Source organism: Citrobacter telavivensis (assembly GCA_009363175.1).
GTDB classification, from domain to species: domain Bacteria; phylum Pseudomonadota; class Gammaproteobacteria; order Enterobacterales; family Enterobacteriaceae; genus Citrobacter_A; species Citrobacter_A telavivensis.
Window position 1 is genome coordinate 247,842 of record CP045205.1, and the last position, 17,065, is coordinate 264,906.

Here is a 17,065-nt window from a genome sequence, read left to right on the forward strand (position 1 = left end):
CTCACAAATCTTATCCCCTCCTCAATGAGAAGGGGATAAAGCATTACTGCCGGGAACGCACCGCGAACCGACTTAACGGTGCGTAGCGCTCGCCGGCGTTGCTTTTATTATTCGACTGAGACGTTTTCGAAGTGGTGTTTGCCTAATGGATCAACCACATAGCCTTTGACTTCTTTACGCACTGGCTCGTACACGGTGGAGTGAGCCACGATCAGCGCCGGAGCCTGGTCATGCATCACCACCTGAGCCTGTTTGTAGAGCTCAATACGTTTGTTGTGGTCGTCGGTCGCACGCGCCGGTTGAATCAAGTCTTCAAACGGCTTGTAGCACCAGCGAGAGTAGTTGGAACCGTCTTTCGCCGCAGCGCAGCTGAACAGGGTCGCGAAGAAGTTATCCGGATCCCCATTGTCGCCGGTCCAGCCCATCATGACCGCCTGATGCTCACCCGCTTTGGCACGTTTCAGATACTCGCCCCACTCGTAGGTCACAATCTTGGCCTGAACGCCAATCTTCGCCCAGTCGGCCTGAACCATCTCGGCCATACGGCGAGCGTTCGGGTTGTACGGACGCTGTACTGGCATTGCCCACAGCTCAACGGTAAAGCCTTTATCCTGACCGGCTTCTTTCAGCAGAGCTTTCGCTTTCTCAGGATCGTAGGAGTAGTCTTTAATGTCGTCGTTATAGCCCCACATGGTTGGCGGGATCAAGTTCTTCGCGGCCACGCCAGCACCCTGATAAACGGCTTTGATGATCGCGTCTTTGTTCACCGCGTAGGTCAACGCCTGACGCACTTTTACGTCATCGAACGGTTTTTTCTCGGTATTGAAAGAGAGGTAACCAACGTTCAGACCCGCTTGTTCCATCAGGTTGATGTTTTTGTCCTGTTTCATGCGGGCGATGTCAGCCGGGTTCGGGTACGGCATCACCTGGCACTCGTTCTTCTGCAGTTTGGCGTAACGCACGGAAGCGTCAGGCGTGATGGAGAAGACCAGACGGTCGATCTGCGGCTTGGTGCCCCAGTAACCTTCGAACGCTTTGTAGAGAATACGGGAGTCTTTCTGGTACTGCTGCAACTGGAACGGACCGGTACCGATTGGGTTCAGGTCTACTTTTTCCGGCGAGCCGGCTTTCATCATGTTATCGGCATATTCTTTAGAAAGAATAGAGGCGAAGTCCATCGCCAGATCGGCGAGGAACGGGGCTTCCGGACGCGTCAGCACGAACTGAACGGTTTTGTCGTCCACTTTCTTCACTTCACTGATCAGGTCCTGCAGGCCCATGCCTTCAAAGTATTCATAGCTGCCACCGGATACTTTGTGGTACGGGTTTTGCGCGTTTTTCTGACGATCAAAAGAGAACACCACGTCATCGGCGTTGAAATCACGCGTCGGTTTGAACTCTTTATTGTCCTGCCACTTCACGCCCTGGCGCAGGTGGAAGGTATAGGTTTTACCGTCTTCACTGATTTCCCACTTCTCAGCGAGGCCCGGAATCACTTCCGTCGTCCCGGTTTTGAATTCGACCAGACGGTTATAGATAGGTACTGAGCTGGCGTCATAGGTTGTGCCAGAGGTAAACAGCTGCGGGTTGAACCCTTCAGGAGAACCTTCTGAACAATAAACCAGAGTTTTAGCCTGTACACTTGCTGCGACAGTCATAGCTACAAGGCTCAGACCAAGCTTCAGCATCCCTGACTTCTTCAAGGAAATACTCATTCTTCTGCTCCAAATGTGATGTTGTTGTTTTACCCTTTGCAATGGGTTTGCACCGCCTGGCCTTTTTTGTTTTTTAACCGGCTGGGTCGGCGTTAAGAGGTGGGGATTCCGTTCACATAAACGACTGAGTAGCAGCGCGGATTCTCCATGAAATGCCCCTCATGCCCTACAATCTGTCAACAGAATGTGAAAACGTCAATACAGGTAACCATGATTTACAACAACGGTGAGAATTAGCAAACAAAGATTAAAAAAACTTCAGGTGGGTATTTTCAGCAGAGAAATTTATGCTACGCCCTGAATACCAGAATAAATACCTTAATATTTCTCAACATTTGGTGATTAACAATTGTGCAGAATAAAAAAAATTTCTGACAAAATGGTGCATATCTGAGCGATAAATCCCACGAACGTTAAAACGCACAGCGGAAAATGCTAGCGCCAGCCATAAGTAACGCAAAAAAAGATCCATGCATAGATAAAAAAAGACAATGGAATATGTCACAAAATCGTTAATGAATAGTGAGAAGTGGTGCTCATTTTTTGTAGCAGAAATGAAGGTCGACCGTAGTCTGGGTAAGGTGCCTGCCTCACCATCCGACACTACCAGAAATGATGCAACGAATTGCCTGATGGCGCTTCGCTTATCAGGCCTACAAATGCAAAAAAACCTGCTCGCTGAGCAGGGTTTTGAATTTGGTCGGTGATAGAGAATGACTCGCCACGTCGTGGCTCGCCCTGCGGGCCGTTGCTGGCGCAACGTTCTCTCGCTCCGCTCGAGTCGAACCTCTGCCCCCGGAGGTTCTCATCCTCTCGGCCCTGAATGCAAAAAACCCTGCTCGCTGAGCAGGGTTTTGAATTTGGTCGGTGATAGAGGATGACTCGCCACGTCGTGGCTCGCCCTGCGGGCCGTTGCTGGCGCAACGTTCTCTCGCTCCGCTCGAGTCGAACCTCTGCCCCCGGAGGTTCTCATCCTCTCGGCCCTGAATGCAAAAAACCCTGCTCGTTGAGCAGGGTTTTGAATTTGGTCGGTGATAGAGGATGACTCGCCACGTCGTGGCTCGCCCTGCGGGCCGTTGCTGGCGCAACGTTCTCTCGCTCCGCTCGAGTCGAACCTCTGCCCCCGGAGGTTCTCATCCTCTCGGCCCTGAATGCAAAAAACCCTGCTCGCTGAGCAGGGTTTTGAATTTGGTCGGTGATAGAGGATGACTCGCCACGTCGTGGCTCGCCCTGCGGGCCGTTGCTGGCGCAACGTTCTCTCGCTCCGCTCGAGTCGAACCTCTGCCCCCGGAGGTTCTCATCCTCTCGGCCCTGAATGCAAAAAACCCTGCTCGTTGAGCAGGGTTTTGAATTTGGTCGGTGATAGAGGATGACTCGCCACGTCGTGGCTCGCCCTGCGGGCCGTTGCTGGCGCAACGTTCTCTCGCTCCGCTCGAGTCGAACCTCTGCCCCCGGAGGTTCTCATCCTCTCGGCCCTGAATGCAAAAAACCCTGCTCGTTGAGCAGGGTTTTGAATTTGGTCGGTGATAGAGGATTCGAACCTCCGACCCCTTCGTCCCGAACGAAGTGCGCTACCAGGCTGCGCCAATCACCGAATGCGGGGCGCATCTTACTGCGCAGGTGCGCCCTCGTCAATCCCTTCGTCGCAAAATGCCATTTGATCGGCGAGAAAGTCGTCAGCCCTTTTACTGAGCGACGCTTTTCTGCCCGTCAGGGATATGACACCAGTTGTTGTTCTCATTAATACCGCCATTCGGCGAGGTATAGCCGAGACAGCCCATGATGGTGTCGTACAGCTCCACATGACGGCGCGGCACCTTCATTTCCGCTTCCTTCTTCAGATGCGCGAACGCCTGCGCGTTGGACGGGTTCTCCAGATATTTATCAGACATCCAGACCATCATCGGCACGCGGAACTGCTCCGGTGGTGCCATCTTGCGCGGCGTACCGTGCAGGTGCTCCCGCTCGTTGATCGACTCACCGTGATCGGCTGCGTAGAACACAATCGCTTTCTTATCGCGTACCTGATCAATCACCGTATCGATAAAATGATCGACGTAGGTAATCGAGTTATCGTACGAATTAATCATCAGCTCTTTCGGACACTTACGATCGATAGCGTAGCATTCCGGCTTCCATTGGGCGAACTCGCGGGGATAACGCTGAGTGTAGTTATAGTGAGAGCCCTTGGTATGCAGCACAATCAGATGCTTACCCTGCGGATGTTCCTGCAGCGAACGATCAATCTCATTGACCAGCAGCATATCATCCACGGCTTTCCCCCGGTTACGCGGCTCAGCGGCAATCTGTTCGCGATAGGCAATGTTGTCAGCCATCGTGTTGCTGTAGAACCACATCTCACTCTGCATCGCGTAGAGATCGGAGCTGAAGCCTAACTGCTTGAGCACCGCAAAGACGTTCTGTTCTTTCAGCGTACGCTGGGGGTTGTCCTCGGCCCCACCCTGACGAACGAACATGCAGCGCAGCGACAGTTTCGTCGCGGTATCACAGGAATAGCCCCGATACATCACCAGGTTCTTCTCTTTAGCGAGCTTCGGCGTGGTGTCGCGTTCATAACCCAACATCCCCATATGATCCCAGCGCGTGGTTTCACCAATAATGAAAATCACGTAGGTGTCATCCAGGTTCTGCGTCGGAGCATAAGTGAACTTCTTCGCCGGGTTGATGAGCGATTTGTTATCAGACGATTCATCCACCTGCGCCCAGGCATACAGCCCCAGAGCAGACAGCCAGTTTGACGGCAGATAGGAGTTCGCCAGAACGCCGCCGTAGCTCGGCATATCCACGCCAGCAATACGATCGGCGCGCTTCTGATGCATCTCCAGAAGACGAATCGGCACCCAGACCAGCAACCCCGCCATCAGCACGATCAGCGCGCTGCGCCAGCGCACTTTTGGCGTACAGAGTTGACGCCAGAGGGTATCCGTCGAGCGGTTAAACCAGATAAGTATCAGCGGGATAATACTCACCGCCACCAGCCAGAGGACGAACGTCCAGCCGACCACTTCTTTAGAGAGGTCGATATCCGTGGTCATAACTGAGGCCACGATACCGTAACCGATCATCACGTTCATAAAGGTCATGTAATAACTTGCGCCGGCTGAAATCAGCACCAGCAACGAAGCCAGAACACGCCATACTGCCCTGCCAGACAGTGACAGAAGTCTTAAAAAGAAGAATGTTGCCAGCACTGTGCCAGCCAGTTCGACAACCGCGGAGATTCCATTCCAGAAGGTAAAGTCTTGCGCGTAACCGTCAAACCGACGGAGGTAAACCGCGCCATTCATAAACAGACCGATATAGATCGCGAGCAAAAAACTCAGCTTTTGCTGCGACATCGACGTAATGTATCTCATGCAAGCAAGCCCTGGAAATCGAGGGGATTAACACCGCCTGCGCAACGGCGACATCCGCCGGGCAGGTGAAATTGCGAAGGTAGTCAAATATCAAAATCGACACACGCGGCTAAGTAGACCACATGCAGCAAAGAAAGTGGCAACAGAGAATGTGATCGAAAGAGATATTTACAAAAAATCAAGTTTGAAAGCGAACTATTCACGGCAAACATAACAAAAAAGGCCAGCACGTCGGCTGGCCTGGAGAAACTCTTTTCGGCTATCAGGCGTGTGCTATTTCCAGCACCTCGCGCGTTGGCTGACGAATGGTGGTGGAGAGCGCCAGCGAGAGAATCAGCAGAGCGAAAATGACGCAGAAGGTCACGTAGAATCCACCGAACAGTGACGCGATAATCGAACCGCAGATGCTGCCAATCCCGAAGCCGAGGTAAATCACCCCGTAGTTTTTCGCCAGGTTGTTCAGACCGAAAAACTCGCTGACCAGTGACGGGAAGACGGTGATAGTCCCACCAAAGTTAAAGGCGATACAGGCAATGGCGGTAAAAAAGGTCAGCGCATTCAGCGGCGCAAACAGCAGAGCGGCCATTCCCACCAGAGAGACCACCTGACCAATGGTGATCACACGGATACGGGCAATTTTGTCGGACAGGATACCCAGCACCAGACGACCAGACAGGTTAGCAATAGAAATCACTGTCACCGCATTGGCTGCCGAAGCCACGTCCATATGCGCCAGCCCCTGAGCGATATCTTTCGCCACGCCAATCACATACAGCCCGCTCATGCACGCCGTCAGGAACATCACCGCCAGCATCCAGTACTGCGGTTTACGCATGGACTGCGCCAGGGTGTAGTCATTTTCTACCACGCCATTTTGTGTTTTGACTTCCTGATTGGGTGCATCTTTCATCAGCGTCGAGCCGAAGACGATCATCACCAGCACAATCGCACCCCAAATCACAAAGGTGTTTTCCAGACCGACGGTCGCCAGAAGTTGGCTGTCGATGAATTTGAAACCCAGGCTTCCGAGACCATAAGAACCAATGGCAAAGGCGGAGATCAGTCCTTTACGCTCCGGAAACCACTTCACGCAGTTAGACAGCGTTAACAGATAGCCCGCGCCATCCGCCAGACCCACCAGCACGCCTGCGCTCAGCCACAGCATCGTCAGGTTACTGGAGTGTGCAGTCAGGAAGAAGCCCAGCCCGAGCAGTATGCCGGACGCCATGGTGACGCGTTTCACGCCAAATCGTTCCTGCAACTTCCCGGCGACAGAAGAGGATATTGCCAGGCCTAAGCTCAACAGGCCGAAAGAAAAGGCCACCTGGCTAACGGGCTCACCCAGCTTTTCGGAAAGCACGCCATTAAACAGGCTCCAGGTATACACAGAACCTAAGGCAAATTGCGTAATGATGGTACCGATAAGGGTCAACCAACGGGTGCGCTGATACGATGCGGTTTTCATGGCAGTCTTCCTGCATAAGCAAAAGGGAAAATTCTCTGCCGTCAACCATAACGAAATGCATTTTATGCAGGGAGAAAACGGCATGAAGTGCCATCAGAACGGAATGAAATGCCTGGAATGCGGAATGAATGACGAGACAAATATTCATTGAATGAATTTTTGCCCCGTCAGTTAGTGCGTACTATCGACACAGACACTGTTATCACTGGGTTTAAATTGTAAATGACAGGTTAAAATCTGGCACTCACCCCCATCGTGTAGAGGTAGTCGGTACTGTTGGTGGTGTTTTCCGCCTGCGAGAGTGCGGCATAGGCCGCCATATGCTGATTAAGTAGCATATCGGCACCAACGGTCACGTCCAGCCAGTTACTGTCCTGAGTGGTCGCCGTCATTCGACTGAGTCCCGACTGCGCCTTCCAGACATTGTCGCCAAACTGCTGGTTGTAGCTGATTTGCGCCCACGGCCGCAGATCGCCAAATTGCGAATTCACCCGCCAGCCCAGCGTGCTGACGCTGGCATGCCATAGCGGATCGAATGATTGGCTGGTCACACTGTCGCCAAATTCGTTATAAATAGAGGAAGTGGTGCCATCGTAATGCAACGCCGCGACTGGCCCGGTGGTTACGTCGCCAGAGACAGGAAAATTCCAGCCCATGCTCATGCCGCTGGTTGCCTCCACCGGCGAAGCCTGCTCAAGATTAACGGCCAGCCCCGGCACACTTTGTGTCGTCCGGATACGTTCAGCCAGAATGTCGTCATAGCGCGGTTGGTGATCGCTGTCCCATGTATAGCGTTCAGTCGTATATCCAGGCGTGTTATCAACGATATATTCTTGCTGCCAGGCGCGGGCTGTGTTGATGTAAAGCGAACAGACCACGACGCTCGCCAGGAGAATAATTTCCCGGCGACCACTGCATTTTTTTATCATCATCAATGCGACTCCAGAAGAGAGCCGAAATCGGCGATATTATTGTCATTGTAATTTAAGGATGACAGGCGAAAGCCCTGTATTAAATATTGTCTTTTTCGCTGGCGCGTCAAGGCGTCCGGAACGATATTTTTATGGCAAGTCAAAGAGCGAGGGAAAGTATGGAACGTTGCGGTTGGGTCAGTCAGGACCCGCTTTACATTGCCTACCATGATAACGAGTGGGGTGTACCCGAGCACGACGGTAAAAAACTGTTCGAAATGATCTGCCTGGAAGGTCAGCAGGCCGGTCTTTCGTGGATTACCGTCCTCAAGAAACGCGAGAATTATCGCACTAATTTCCACCAGTTCGATCCCGAACGCGTGGCAGCCATGCAGGAAGACGATGTGGAAAGATTGCTGCTTGATGCCGGGATTATCCGCCATCGGGGGAAAATTCAGGCCATCATCGGTAATGCCCGGGCGTATCTGGCGATGGCGCAAAACGGCGAACCGTTTGCCGATTTCGTCTGGTCATTCGTAGAAAATCAGCCTCAAATCACCCGCGCCGCGACGTTGGGTGAGATCCCAACCTCCACTCCCGCCTCGGACGCCTTGTCAAAAGCGTTAAAAAAACGGGGATTTAAATTCGTCGGTACGACCATTTGCTACTCCTTCATGCAGGCCTGCGGACTGGTCAACGACCACATCACCGGCTGTTTCTGTCATCCAGGAGATAAAAATGATTCGCGAGTTTCATAGTGATGACATGACGCCGCTGCTGGCGCTATGGCTGGAAAGCACCATCTATGCGCATCCTTTTATCCCTGAACGTTACTGGCACGAGAGTGAAGAGGTTGTGCGTGATGTCTACCTGCCCGCCGCCAGAACCTGGGTCTGGGAGGAAGAAGGGGCGTTGAAAGGGTTTGTCAGCGTGATGGAACAACGCTTTTTAGGGGCGCTGTTTGTCGCCCCGGATAGGTTACGCAGTGGGATTGGTAAAGCGCTGGTGCGGCATGTTCAGCAGCGTTATAGCGTGCTGAGCCTCGAGGTATATCAAAAAAACCAGAACGCGGTAAATTTCTACCATGCGCTGGGTTTTCGTATTGAAGACAGCGCATGGCAGGAGGATACCCAGCATCCCACCTGGATTATGGGCTGGCGGGCGGATCAAACGCAGTAAGCGCGAGCGAGGGTCCGCTGTATTTCTCCATCCACGCCAGCGCGGTATTGCCTGCACAGCCGTTCCCCAGACGCGAACTGGGCAGGTCTTTGGTCAGCACATTCACCGCGCCATTTTTACAGATGCCCCCGGCCGCAGGGTCGAGATCCGGCCATGCCCCTTCATGAATGCAGATCACGCCGGGTTTGATACCGTCGGTGACCACTGCACCCGCAAGGATCTGACCACGGTGATTCCAGATACGCACCGTATCGCCCTCGCGAATGCCGCGCGCCTGCGCATCCTGCGGGTGAATCGTCACTGGCTCGCGGTTCGCGACGGCGTACCGTTCGCGCAGGTGACTGTAGTTAAGCTGGCTGTGCAGCCGATGCGCCGGGTGCGCCGACACGATCTGTAACTGCTCAGGTTCGGCATTGCCGTGCCACTCATCCGGCTCCAGCCACATCGGATGTCCGGGACAGTCCGCATAGCCATAACCGGCAATCCGCTGCGAGTATATCTCGATCTTACCGCTGTCAGTTTTCAGCGGATGCGTGTCCGGGTCACGACGAAAATCGGCAAAACGGATGAACTTCGCGTTGGCCGGATTATCCGGCATTTCAATCAGTTGGTTAGCGGCCCAGAATTCGGCAAACGGCGGCAGCGTCACCTGCTGGCTGGCACCACGCTGTCCGGCAATGGTGTAGAACGTTTCCAGCCATTCCAGCTCGCTCTTCCCCTCGGTAAAGCGTTGATAACCGCCCGCTTCCCAGCGCTCGCTCAGTTCGGCAAAGACGTCAAAATCATTACGCGCTTCTCCCTGCGCCGGTACAACCTGCTTCATCGGCACCAGATGCTGGTTGCTGTAATCCCCGGTCATGGTGAGATCGTTGCGTTCAAAGGAGGTCGTCGCCGGCAGCACGATATCGGCATGCTTTGCGGCTGCGGTCCAGAAGCATTCCGAGATGACCACCAACTCCGGTTTTTGCCAGGCGCGGATCAGTCGGTTCGTGTCCTGATGATGGGTAAAATTCGCCCCGCCCGCCCACCAGATGAAGCGGATATCCGGGAAGTGACGGTTCATACCGTTGTGCTGATACGGCGCACCGGGGTTTTCCAACGCTTCAACAATGCGCGCCACCGGGATTTTCTCCACCGCGTCGGTACCCCCTTGCAGACTGCCCTGCATTGACGCCAGCACAGCAGAACGGCGAGTCGGGTTACCGCCGTTGGCAAAGTGATAAGAAAAGCCAAAACCGCCGCCGGGCGTACCTATATGTCCCAGCATGGCGGCCAGGGTGACAATCATCCAGTGCTTTTGTTCGCCAAACTGCTGACGCTGCATGCCCCAACCGGCCATCAGCATAGTGGTATTTTTATGGAACAATTCCGCCAGTTCACGGATTTTGGCTGCCGGAACGCCGCAAATCGCGGCCGCCCACTCGGCCGTTTTAACGATCCCGTCGCTTATACCCAGCAGATAGTCTGAGAAGACCGTATAACCCGTGGTACAGCGGGCAAGAAACGCCTCGTCATGCCAGCCATTTTCCACCAGCGTATGCGCGATGCCGAGCATCAGCGCCACGTCGGTACCCATATGCGGCGCAATCCATTCCATCTTGTCGCCGAAGAAATCGACACTTTCCGATCGCATGGGATCAATACAGATCAGTCGTTTTCCGCTGTTACGCAGCGCGTCAAAGTAAGGTATCCCCTGTTCATCCGACGCGTTCCAGGCAATCTTAAGTGTATTCAGTGGGTTGGCACTCCACAATACCACCACATCGCTGTGTTCCAGAATCACCGGCCAGCTGGTCTGCTGCTGGTACACCTCGCTGCCGCCCACCACGTACGGCATGATGGCCTGCGCTGCGCCGGTGGAGTAATCGCCCAGATGCCCGGTGTAGCCGCCCGCCAGCGCCATATAGCGTTGTAACAGCGTCGCCGATTTGTGCAGGACGCCGTTGGAACGCCAGCCGTAAGAACCGGCAAAAATAGACGAGGGGCCCCAGGTGTCGCGGATCCGCGTATGCTGCGCATGAATCAGCGCCAGCGCATCGTCCCAACTCACGCGCACAAACTCATCCTGTCCGCGCACGCCCTGCGGCTGTGCAGGCGATGCAAGAAACCCTTTACGCACCATCGGATAACACACCCGGGTTTTACTGTGCACCTGATCGCGGACCGCGCTTTGCAGTGAATTCGGATGCGAGGTGGACAGCGCGCCCCGGGAGGAGAGCACCCTTTCTCCGTCCGTTTCGACAAGAATGGGTCCCCAGTGGGCGGCGGTTAACACCGGATTGTGCGTCGTCAAGTCAGGCACTCCTGCAGATGGGCTGATGTATTACGGCGTTCAATGTTACTTACAAATTTCAGAGAGTTCCCTGGAATTTTCTTCATCTTCACACGTCATAATCAACCGCCACGGTTGCTGTGGCAAAAAATAAGAATGTCATTAAGGAATTAAGATGAAGAAACGTGTTTTAGTCATTGCCGCTATTGTGAGTGGCGCCCTGGCGGTTTCTGGCTGCACAACCAACCCTTACACCGGTGAACGCGAAGCGGGTAAATCCGGTATTGGCGCGGGCATTGGTTCGTTGGTCGGCGCGGGTATCGGCGCCCTCTCCTCCTCGAAGAAAGATCGCGGTAAAGGCGCACTGATTGGCGCAGCGGCGGGTGCGGCGCTCGGTGGCGGCGTCGGTTATTACATGGACGTGCAGGAAGCAAAACTGCGCGACAAAATGCAGGGAACCGGCGTGAGCGTGACGCGAAGCGGCGATAACATCATTCTGAACATGCCGAATAACGTCACCTTCGACAGCAGCAGCGCGACCCTGAAACCGGCGGGCGCGAACACGCTGACCGGCGTGGCGATGGTGCTGAAGGAGTACGATAAAACGGCCGTCAATGTGATCGGCTATACCGATAGCACCGGCGGCCAGGACCTGAATATGCGTCTGTCGCAACAGCGTGCGGACAGCGTGGCCAGCTCGCTCATCGCTCAGGGTGTTGCCGCCAACCGCATCCGCACCCGCGGCCTGGGCCCGGCAAATCCGATCGCCAGCAACAGCACGGCGGAAGGGAAAGCCCAGAACCGTCGTGTCGAAATTACCTTAAGTCCTGTGCAATAAGTTTCCTGCCGGGTAGCGACGTTGCCTTACCCGGCCGACAAAACCCAACAGTGTGCCCGGTAAGCGTAGCGCCACCGGGCATTTTCGCGCTAAGGTATGCTCACCCAAGGCAAGGAAATCAGCGATGAGCAAATCAACACGCCCTACCATCAGCGATGTCGCGAAAGCGGCAAAAACCGGTAAAACCAGTATTTCACGTTATCTCAACGGCGAAAAACACCTGCTCTCTGATGCTCTGTTGGCGCGTATTGAAAAAGCCATTGCCGATCTCGACTATCGCCCCAGCCTGATGGCTCGCGGCCTGAAACGAGGTCGTACCCGCCTGATTGGCCTGATCATTGCCGATATCACCAACCCCTATTCCGTCCACGTCTTAAGCGGTATCGAAGCCGCCTGTCGCGAGAAAGGCTTTACGCCGCTGGTCTGTAACACCAATAACGAGGTGAACCAGGAACTGCACTATCTCGATCTGCTGCGCAGTTATCAGGTAGAAGGCATCGTGGTCAACGCCGTGGGGATGCGCGAAGAGGGGCTGAATCGCCTGCAACAGTCTGCGTTGCCGATGGTACTTATCGATCGCAAAATCCCTGACTTCGCCTGCGACGTCGTCGGACTGGACAACACCCAGGCCGCCACCACGGCCACCGAACACCTGATTGAACAAGGCTTTGAGGCCCTGCTGTTTCTCAGTGAACCGCTGGGCATGGTCAATACCCGCCGTGAACGACTGAGTGCTTTTCGGGCAACGCTGGCGCGCTATCCGGGCGTTGTCGCCGAAAACGCCGAAGTCCCGCTCAGCGAGAATACGCAGCTCGATAACACTTTACGTCAGTTCCACCAGCAGCATCGCGGGATGCGTAAGGCGGTGATCTCCGCTAACGGCGCGCTCACCCTTCAGGTCGCCCGCTCGCTGAAACGCATTGGCCTCAACTGGGGCAGCGATATCGGCCTGCTGGGGTTTGATGAGCTGGAATGGGCCGAACTGGCAGGCGTCGGGATTACGACCATGAAACAGCCCACATGGCAGATTGGTTATGCCGCCGTCGAACAGGTGGTACGCCGGATCGAAGGCGGTAGCGATGCCATCCATGAACAGGTTTTTTCCGGCGAACTGATCGTTCGCGGTTCCACCGCCCGCTAATTTTCCTTCGTGATGGTGATCATAATTTCGACACATGATGCTTTTCTTTGGAACCGGTTCCATCTAGCGTAATCACAATAGCGTTAGTTCTGGAGTTCCCATGCAGAGAAAAATTATGGTGGTCACCGCCGCCTATGGCTACGACACCGTCCGCGCTGCCGGCGGACAAACCGCGATGCTGCCGGTCATTGCCGGTGCAGGCGCAGACGGCGTCGAGATTCGCCGTGAACTGTTTACTGACGCTGAACTCAGCGCCCTGACCACACTGGCTGCAGCCATCGAACGCGTCGATCTGCTGGCCTGCTATTCCGCGCCACAACCGCTGTTCATGGAAGATGGCCGCCTTAATCCGCAACTGCCGTCTCTGCTTCAGGAAGCGCAAACGCTGCGCGCGCTGTGGCTGAAGGTTTCTCTGGGCCATTTCGTCCACGCAGATCAGTTTGACACCCTGCGCGACTGGCTGGAAAGCAGCGGTATGGCTCTGGTGGTCGAAAATGACCAGACCGCCTGCGGACGACTGGCTCCGATGCAACGTTTTAACGCCGCCAGTCAGCAACATGCGCTGCCGGTACAACTGACGTTTGATATGGGCAACTGGCTGTGGGTGGGCGATTCGCCGGAAGAGGCCGCTCGTCAACTGGCCGCATCAGTCGGTTATGTTCACGTCAAAGCCGCCACCGCGCACCATGACAGCTATCGCGCGATTCCCCCGGACGACGCCGAGCCTCGCTGGCTCGGGCTGCTCAACCAATTGCCCACCGACGTTCCACGCGGCATTGAATTTCCACTGGAAGGGGCCGACCTGACTGCGGTCACTCGCCGCTACGTCGATTTGTTACGTAAGGAGTAAGGCATGAAGCATTCACTGGATGTCATCACCATCGGCGAAGCGATGGCGATGTTTGTTGCGACACAGACCGGCGATCTGGCCGAGGTCGAGCCGTTTATCAAGCGCGTCGCCGGTGCCGAACTGAACGTTGCCACAGGCCTGGCGCGACTGGGTATGAAGGTGGGCTGGGTGAGCCGCGTAGGTAATGACAGCTTTGGTCGTTTTGTTCTCAACTCGCTGAAAAAAGAGGGTATTGATGCGCAAGGCGTGACGCTGGATGAGCGCTACGCTACAGGCTTTCAGTTGAAATCTAAAGTTGAAAATGGAACCGATCCCATTGTGGAATACTTCCGCAAAGGCTCCGCAGCCAGCCACCTTTCCGTGGCGGATTACAACGAAGCGTACTTCTCCGCGGCCCGCCATCTGCATCTTAGCGGTGTCGCAGCAGCACTTTCCGCCAGCGCTTATGAACTGCTGGCACACACGGCGCGCACCATGAAAGCGCAGGGTAAAACGCTCTCTTTTGACCCCAACCTGCGTCCGGTGCTGTGGAAAAGTGAAGCGGAGATGATTGAGAAACTGAACCGTCTCGCGTTCCAGGCCGACTGGGTGTTACCCGGTCTTAAAGAAGGGATGATTTTAACCGGACAACAGACGCCGGAAGGGATTGCGGATTTCTATCTCCGCCACGGCGTGAAAGCCGTGGTGCTGAAAACGGGCGCAGACGGTGCCTGGTATAAAACCGCCGACGGCGAAAAAGGCAGTGTCGCTCCGGTAAAAGTAGACAACGTGGTCGATACGGTCGGTGCCGGCGATGGCTTTGCGGTCGGCGTCATCAGCGCCCTGCTGGAAGGCCGGACGCTGCATCAGGCCGTCACACGCGGCAACAAAATTGGCGCGCTGGCCATTCAGGTACAGGGCGACAGCGAAGGTTTACCCACACGTGAAACGTTAGGCGAATAACGCGTTACGTAATGATAACGGCCCCCTGTACCCTACAGACAGCGGCGGCAGAAACAACAGAGGTTGATTATGGCAAACTCAACAAATGCAGCAAAACGCTGGTGGTACATCATGCCTATCGTGTTTATCACGTATAGCCTGGCGTATCTTGACCGTGCAAACTTCAGCTTCGCCTCCGCTGCGGGCATTAACGAAGATCTCGGCATCACCAAAGGGATCTCATCCCTGCTCGGCGCCCTGTTCTTTCTCGGCTATTTCTTCTTTCAGATCCCCGGCGCGGTGTATGCCGAACGCCGGAGCGTGCGCAAGCTGATCTTTGTCTGCCTGATTTTATGGGGGGGTTGCGCATCGCTAACCGGGATGGTCAGCAATATCCCGGCACTCGCCGCCATTCGCTTTATTCTCGGGGTGGTAGAAGCCGCTGTTATGCCAGCGATGCTGATTTACATCAGTAACTGGTTTACAAAATCGGAGCGTTCGCGGGCGAATACCTTCCTGATCCTCGGTAACCCGGTAACGGTCCTGTGGATGTCGGTGGTGTCCGGTTACCTGATCCAGGCGCTCGGCTGGCGTGAGATGTTCATCATCGAAGGGGTTCCCGCCATCCTGTGGGCCTTTTGCTGGTGGGTGCTGGTGAAAGATAAACCGGCGCAGGTCGGCTGGCTGACCGAGTCAGAAAAAACGGCGCTGCAAACGCAACTCGAACAAGAGCAGCAGGGCATTAAGGCGGTACGCAACTACAGCGAAGCATTCCGCTCCCGCAACGTTATCCTGCTTTGCATGCAGTACTTCACCTGGAGTATTGGCGTCTACGGCTTCGTGCTGTGGTTGCCGTCAATCATCCGCGAAGGCGGCGCGAATCTGGGGATGGTCGAAGTGGGCTGGCTCTCTTCCGTACCGTATCTGGCGGCCACCGTGGCGATGATTGTTGCCTCCTGGGCCTCGGATAAACTACAGAATCGTAAGCTGTTCGTCTGGCCCCTGCTGCTGATTGCTGCGTTCGCCTTTATCGGTTCCTGGGCCGTTGGCACGAATAACTTCTGGGCGTCTTATACCCTGCTTGTGATTGCCGGCGCGGCGATGTACGCCCCATATGGCCCGTTTTTCGCCATTATTCCGGAGATGTTGCCACGCAACGTTGCCGGCGGCGCGATGGCGCTGATCAACAGTATGGGCGCGCTCGGATCGTTCCTCGGCTCCTGGTTTGTCGGTTACCTCAACGGCGCGACCGGCAGTCCATCCGCCTCGTACATTTTTATGGGGGTGGCGCTTTTCGCCTCAGTATGGCTAACTTTAGTCGTCAAACCCGCGAATAATCAGCAAGTACCGGTTGGCGCACGCCACGCGTAAACTTTACCTCATGGAGAGTCGTATGAAGCCGTCCATTATTCTCTACAAAGCGTTACCCGACGATTTACTGCATCGCCTGGAAGAACATTTCACCGTCACGCAGGTGCCGAACCTGAGTCCGCAGACGGTTGAACAACACGCGCAAGCCTTTGCCAGTGCCGAAGGTCTGCTGGGCTCCAGCCAAACCGTCGATACCGCGCTGCTGGAGAAAATGCCTAAGCTCCGCGCGACCTCAACGATCTCCGTGGGGTATGACAATTTCGATGTGGATGCGCTGAACGCACGCAAGGTGCTGCTGATGCATACGCCTACCGTGCTGACGGAGACCGTCGCCGATACAATCATGGCGCTGGTGCTGTCGACCGCTCGCCGTGTCGTGGAAGTGGCCGAGCGTGTGAAGGTCGGCGAATGGACCTCCAGCATTGGTCCCGACTGGTTTGGTATCGATGTGCACCACAAAACGCTGGGTATTGTCGGTATGGGACGCATTGGCCTTGCGCTGGCGCAGCGCGCCCACTTCGGCTTCAACATGCCGATTCTCTACAACGCCCGCCGTCACCATCAGGAAGCGGAAGAACGCTTCAACGCCCGCTACTGCGATCTCGATACGCTGCTGCAGGAATCGGACTTTGTCTGCCTGATCCTGCCGCTGACCGACGAGACCCATCATCTGTTTGGGGCAGAACAGTTCGCCAAAATGAAGTCCTCTGCCATCTTCATCAACGCCGGGCGCGGTCCGGTCGTCGATGAAAATGCGCTGATTGCCGCGCTGCAAAAGGGCGAGATCCATGCTGCTGGACTGGATGTGTTTGAACAGGAGCCACTGCCGGTTGACTCGCCGCTGCTGTCGCTGAACAACGTCGTGGCGGTGCCGCACATTGGTTCGGCTACGCATGAAACGCGCTATAACATGGCGGCCTGCGCGGTAGATAACCTGATTGATGCACTGCAAGGGAAGGTCGAGAAGAACTGCGTGAACCCGCAGGTAGCAGGATAACAAAACGGCCGGGAGGCGCTATCGCCTG

The 17,065-nt window shown here is 55.2% G+C and carries 13 protein-coding genes, 1 tRNA gene and 5 other RNA genes; 8 read left to right on the forward strand and 11 right to left on the reverse strand.

The features are described from left to right. Positions 1–107: 107 nt before the first annotated feature. From GBC03_03360 to GBC03_03405, 10 genes are all read right to left on the reverse strand, one after another. Positions 108–1,715 (reverse strand): ABC transporter substrate-binding protein, encoded by a 1,608-nt coding sequence (locus GBC03_03360; protein ID QFS69318.1) that lies wholly within the window; start codon positions 1,713–1,715, stop codon positions 108–110. Between the two features lie 697 nt (positions 1,716–2,412). Beyond that, a non-coding RNA gene (locus GBC03_03365) (RtT sRNA) lies at positions 2,413–2,545 on the reverse strand. Positions 2,546–2,576: 31 nt separating this feature from the next. Beyond that, a non-coding RNA gene (locus GBC03_03370) (RtT sRNA) lies at positions 2,577–2,709 on the reverse strand. 31 nt (positions 2,710–2,740) lie between these two features. Continuing rightward, positions 2,741–2,873: non-coding RNA, RtT sRNA (locus GBC03_03375), on the reverse strand. 31 nt (positions 2,874–2,904) lie between these two features. After that, a non-coding RNA gene (locus tag GBC03_03380) (RtT sRNA) lies at positions 2,905–3,037 on the reverse strand. Between the two features lie 31 nt (positions 3,038–3,068). Further along, positions 3,069–3,201, reverse strand: a non-coding RNA gene (locus GBC03_03385) — RtT sRNA. A 31-nt stretch (positions 3,202–3,232) separates the two neighbouring features. Continuing rightward, positions 3,233–3,309, reverse strand: a tRNA-Pro gene (locus GBC03_03390). A gap of 91 nt (positions 3,310–3,400) precedes the next feature. Continuing rightward, positions 3,401–5,092, reverse strand: a complete 1,692-nt coding sequence (gene eptB, locus GBC03_03395) for a kdo(2)-lipid A phosphoethanolamine 7''-transferase (protein ID QFS69319.1) — start codon at positions 5,090–5,092, stop codon at positions 3,401–3,403. A 262-nt stretch (positions 5,093–5,354) separates the two neighbouring features. Next, a complete protein-coding gene (locus tag GBC03_03400) occupies positions 5,355–6,557 on the reverse strand; it encodes an oxalate/formate antiport family MFS transporter (protein ID QFS69320.1) in 1,203 nt (400 codons plus the stop codon). A gap of 230 nt (positions 6,558–6,787) precedes the next feature. Beyond that, a complete protein-coding gene (locus tag GBC03_03405) occupies positions 6,788–7,489 on the reverse strand; it encodes an autotransporter domain-containing protein (GenBank protein ID QFS69321.1) in 702 nt (233 codons plus the stop codon). A 158-nt stretch (positions 7,490–7,647) separates the two neighbouring features. Here GBC03_03405 and tag point away from each other — a divergent pair, with 158 nt between their 5' ends. After that, positions 7,648–8,226, forward strand: coding sequence for a DNA-3-methyladenine glycosylase I (gene tag, locus GBC03_03410; protein ID QFS73902.1), 579 nt, complete (start codon positions 7,648–7,650; stop codon positions 8,224–8,226). Next, positions 8,207–8,647 carry an N-acetyltransferase gene (locus GBC03_03415; GenBank protein ID QFS69322.1) on the forward strand — a complete coding sequence of 147 codons (441 nt, stop codon included), beginning with the start codon at positions 8,207–8,209 and terminating at the stop codon, positions 8,645–8,647. Before tag ends, GBC03_03415 begins: the two co-directional genes overlap by 20 nt. On the opposite strand, the gene GBC03_03420 is transcribed toward GBC03_03415, so the two are convergent. After that, positions 8,616–10,949 carry a molybdopterin guanine dinucleotide-containing S/N-oxide reductase gene (locus GBC03_03420; GenBank protein ID QFS69323.1) on the reverse strand — a complete coding sequence of 778 codons (2,334 nt, stop codon included), beginning with the start codon at positions 10,947–10,949 and terminating at the stop codon, positions 8,616–8,618. The two genes, GBC03_03415 and GBC03_03420, sit on opposite strands and share 32 nt — an antisense overlap. A 145-nt stretch (positions 10,950–11,094) precedes the next feature. On the opposite strand from GBC03_03420, the gene GBC03_03425 reads away from it, so the two are divergent. The 6 genes from GBC03_03425 (at position 11,095) to ghrB (ending at position 17,037) form a co-directional block, all read left to right on the forward strand. Further along, on the forward strand, positions 11,095–11,757 hold the full coding sequence (locus tag GBC03_03425) for an OmpA family lipoprotein (protein ID QFS69324.1): 663 nt from the start codon (positions 11,095–11,097) through the stop codon (positions 11,755–11,757). A 124-nt stretch (positions 11,758–11,881) separates the two neighbouring features. Further along, positions 11,882–12,898 carry a substrate-binding domain-containing protein gene (locus GBC03_03430; GenBank protein QFS69325.1) on the forward strand — a complete coding sequence of 339 codons (1,017 nt, stop codon included), beginning with the start codon at positions 11,882–11,884 and terminating at the stop codon, positions 12,896–12,898. Between the two features lie 100 nt (positions 12,899–12,998). Further along, positions 12,999–13,748, forward strand: coding sequence for a sugar phosphate isomerase/epimerase (locus GBC03_03435; protein ID QFS69326.1), 750 nt, complete (start codon positions 12,999–13,001; stop codon positions 13,746–13,748). A 3-nt stretch (positions 13,749–13,751) separates the two neighbouring features. Further along, positions 13,752–14,690: a sugar kinase gene (locus GBC03_03440; GenBank protein ID QFS69327.1), complete on the forward strand. Its 939-nt coding sequence runs from the start codon at positions 13,752–13,754 to the stop codon at positions 14,688–14,690. Positions 14,691–14,759: 69 nt separating this feature from the next. Beyond that, entirely contained in the window at positions 14,760–16,040 is a 1,281-nt protein-coding gene (locus tag GBC03_03445; protein ID QFS69328.1) for an MFS transporter, read from the forward strand. Positions 16,041–16,062: 22 nt separating this feature from the next. Beyond that, positions 16,063–17,037, forward strand: coding sequence for a glyoxylate/hydroxypyruvate reductase GhrB (ghrB, locus tag GBC03_03450; protein ID QFS69329.1), 975 nt, complete (start codon positions 16,063–16,065; stop codon positions 17,035–17,037). Positions 17,038–17,065 lie beyond the last annotated feature (28 nt).

What these genes read in the sequence shown, in the direction of transcription:
- ghrB (QFS69329.1), top strand. Translation starts at nt 16,063, where the DNA reads ATGAAGCCGTCCATTATTCTCTACAAAGCGTTACCCGACGATTTACTG.
- GBC03_03415 (QFS69322.1), top strand. Translation starts at nt 8,207, where the DNA reads ATGATTCGCGAGTTTCATAGTGATGACATGACGCCGCTGCTGGCGCTA.
- GBC03_03425 (QFS69324.1), top strand. Translation starts at nt 11,095, where the DNA reads ATGAAGAAACGTGTTTTAGTCATTGCCGCTATTGTGAGTGGCGCCCTG.
- GBC03_03435 (QFS69326.1), top strand. Translation starts at nt 12,999, where the DNA reads ATGCAGAGAAAAATTATGGTGGTCACCGCCGCCTATGGCTACGACACC.
- tag (QFS73902.1), top strand. Translation starts at nt 7,648, where the DNA reads ATGGAACGTTGCGGTTGGGTCAGTCAGGACCCGCTTTACATTGCCTAC.
- GBC03_03440 (QFS69327.1), top strand. Translation starts at nt 13,752, where the DNA reads ATGAAGCATTCACTGGATGTCATCACCATCGGCGAAGCGATGGCGATG.
- GBC03_03400 (QFS69320.1), bottom strand. Translation starts at nt 6,557, where the DNA reads ATGAAAACCGCATCGTATCAGCGCACCCGTTGGTTGACCCTTATCGGT.
- GBC03_03445 (QFS69328.1), top strand. Translation starts at nt 14,760, where the DNA reads ATGGCAAACTCAACAAATGCAGCAAAACGCTGGTGGTACATCATGCCT.
- GBC03_03360 (QFS69318.1), bottom strand. Translation starts at nt 1,715, where the DNA reads ATGAGTATTTCCTTGAAGAAGTCAGGGATGCTGAAGCTTGGTCTGAGC.
- eptB (QFS69319.1), bottom strand. Translation starts at nt 5,092, where the DNA reads ATGAGATACATTACGTCGATGTCGCAGCAAAAGCTGAGTTTTTTGCTC.
- GBC03_03430 (QFS69325.1), top strand. Translation starts at nt 11,882, where the DNA reads ATGAGCAAATCAACACGCCCTACCATCAGCGATGTCGCGAAAGCGGCA.
- GBC03_03405 (QFS69321.1), bottom strand. Translation starts at nt 7,489, where the DNA reads ATGATGATAAAAAAATGCAGTGGTCGCCGGGAAATTATTCTCCTGGCG.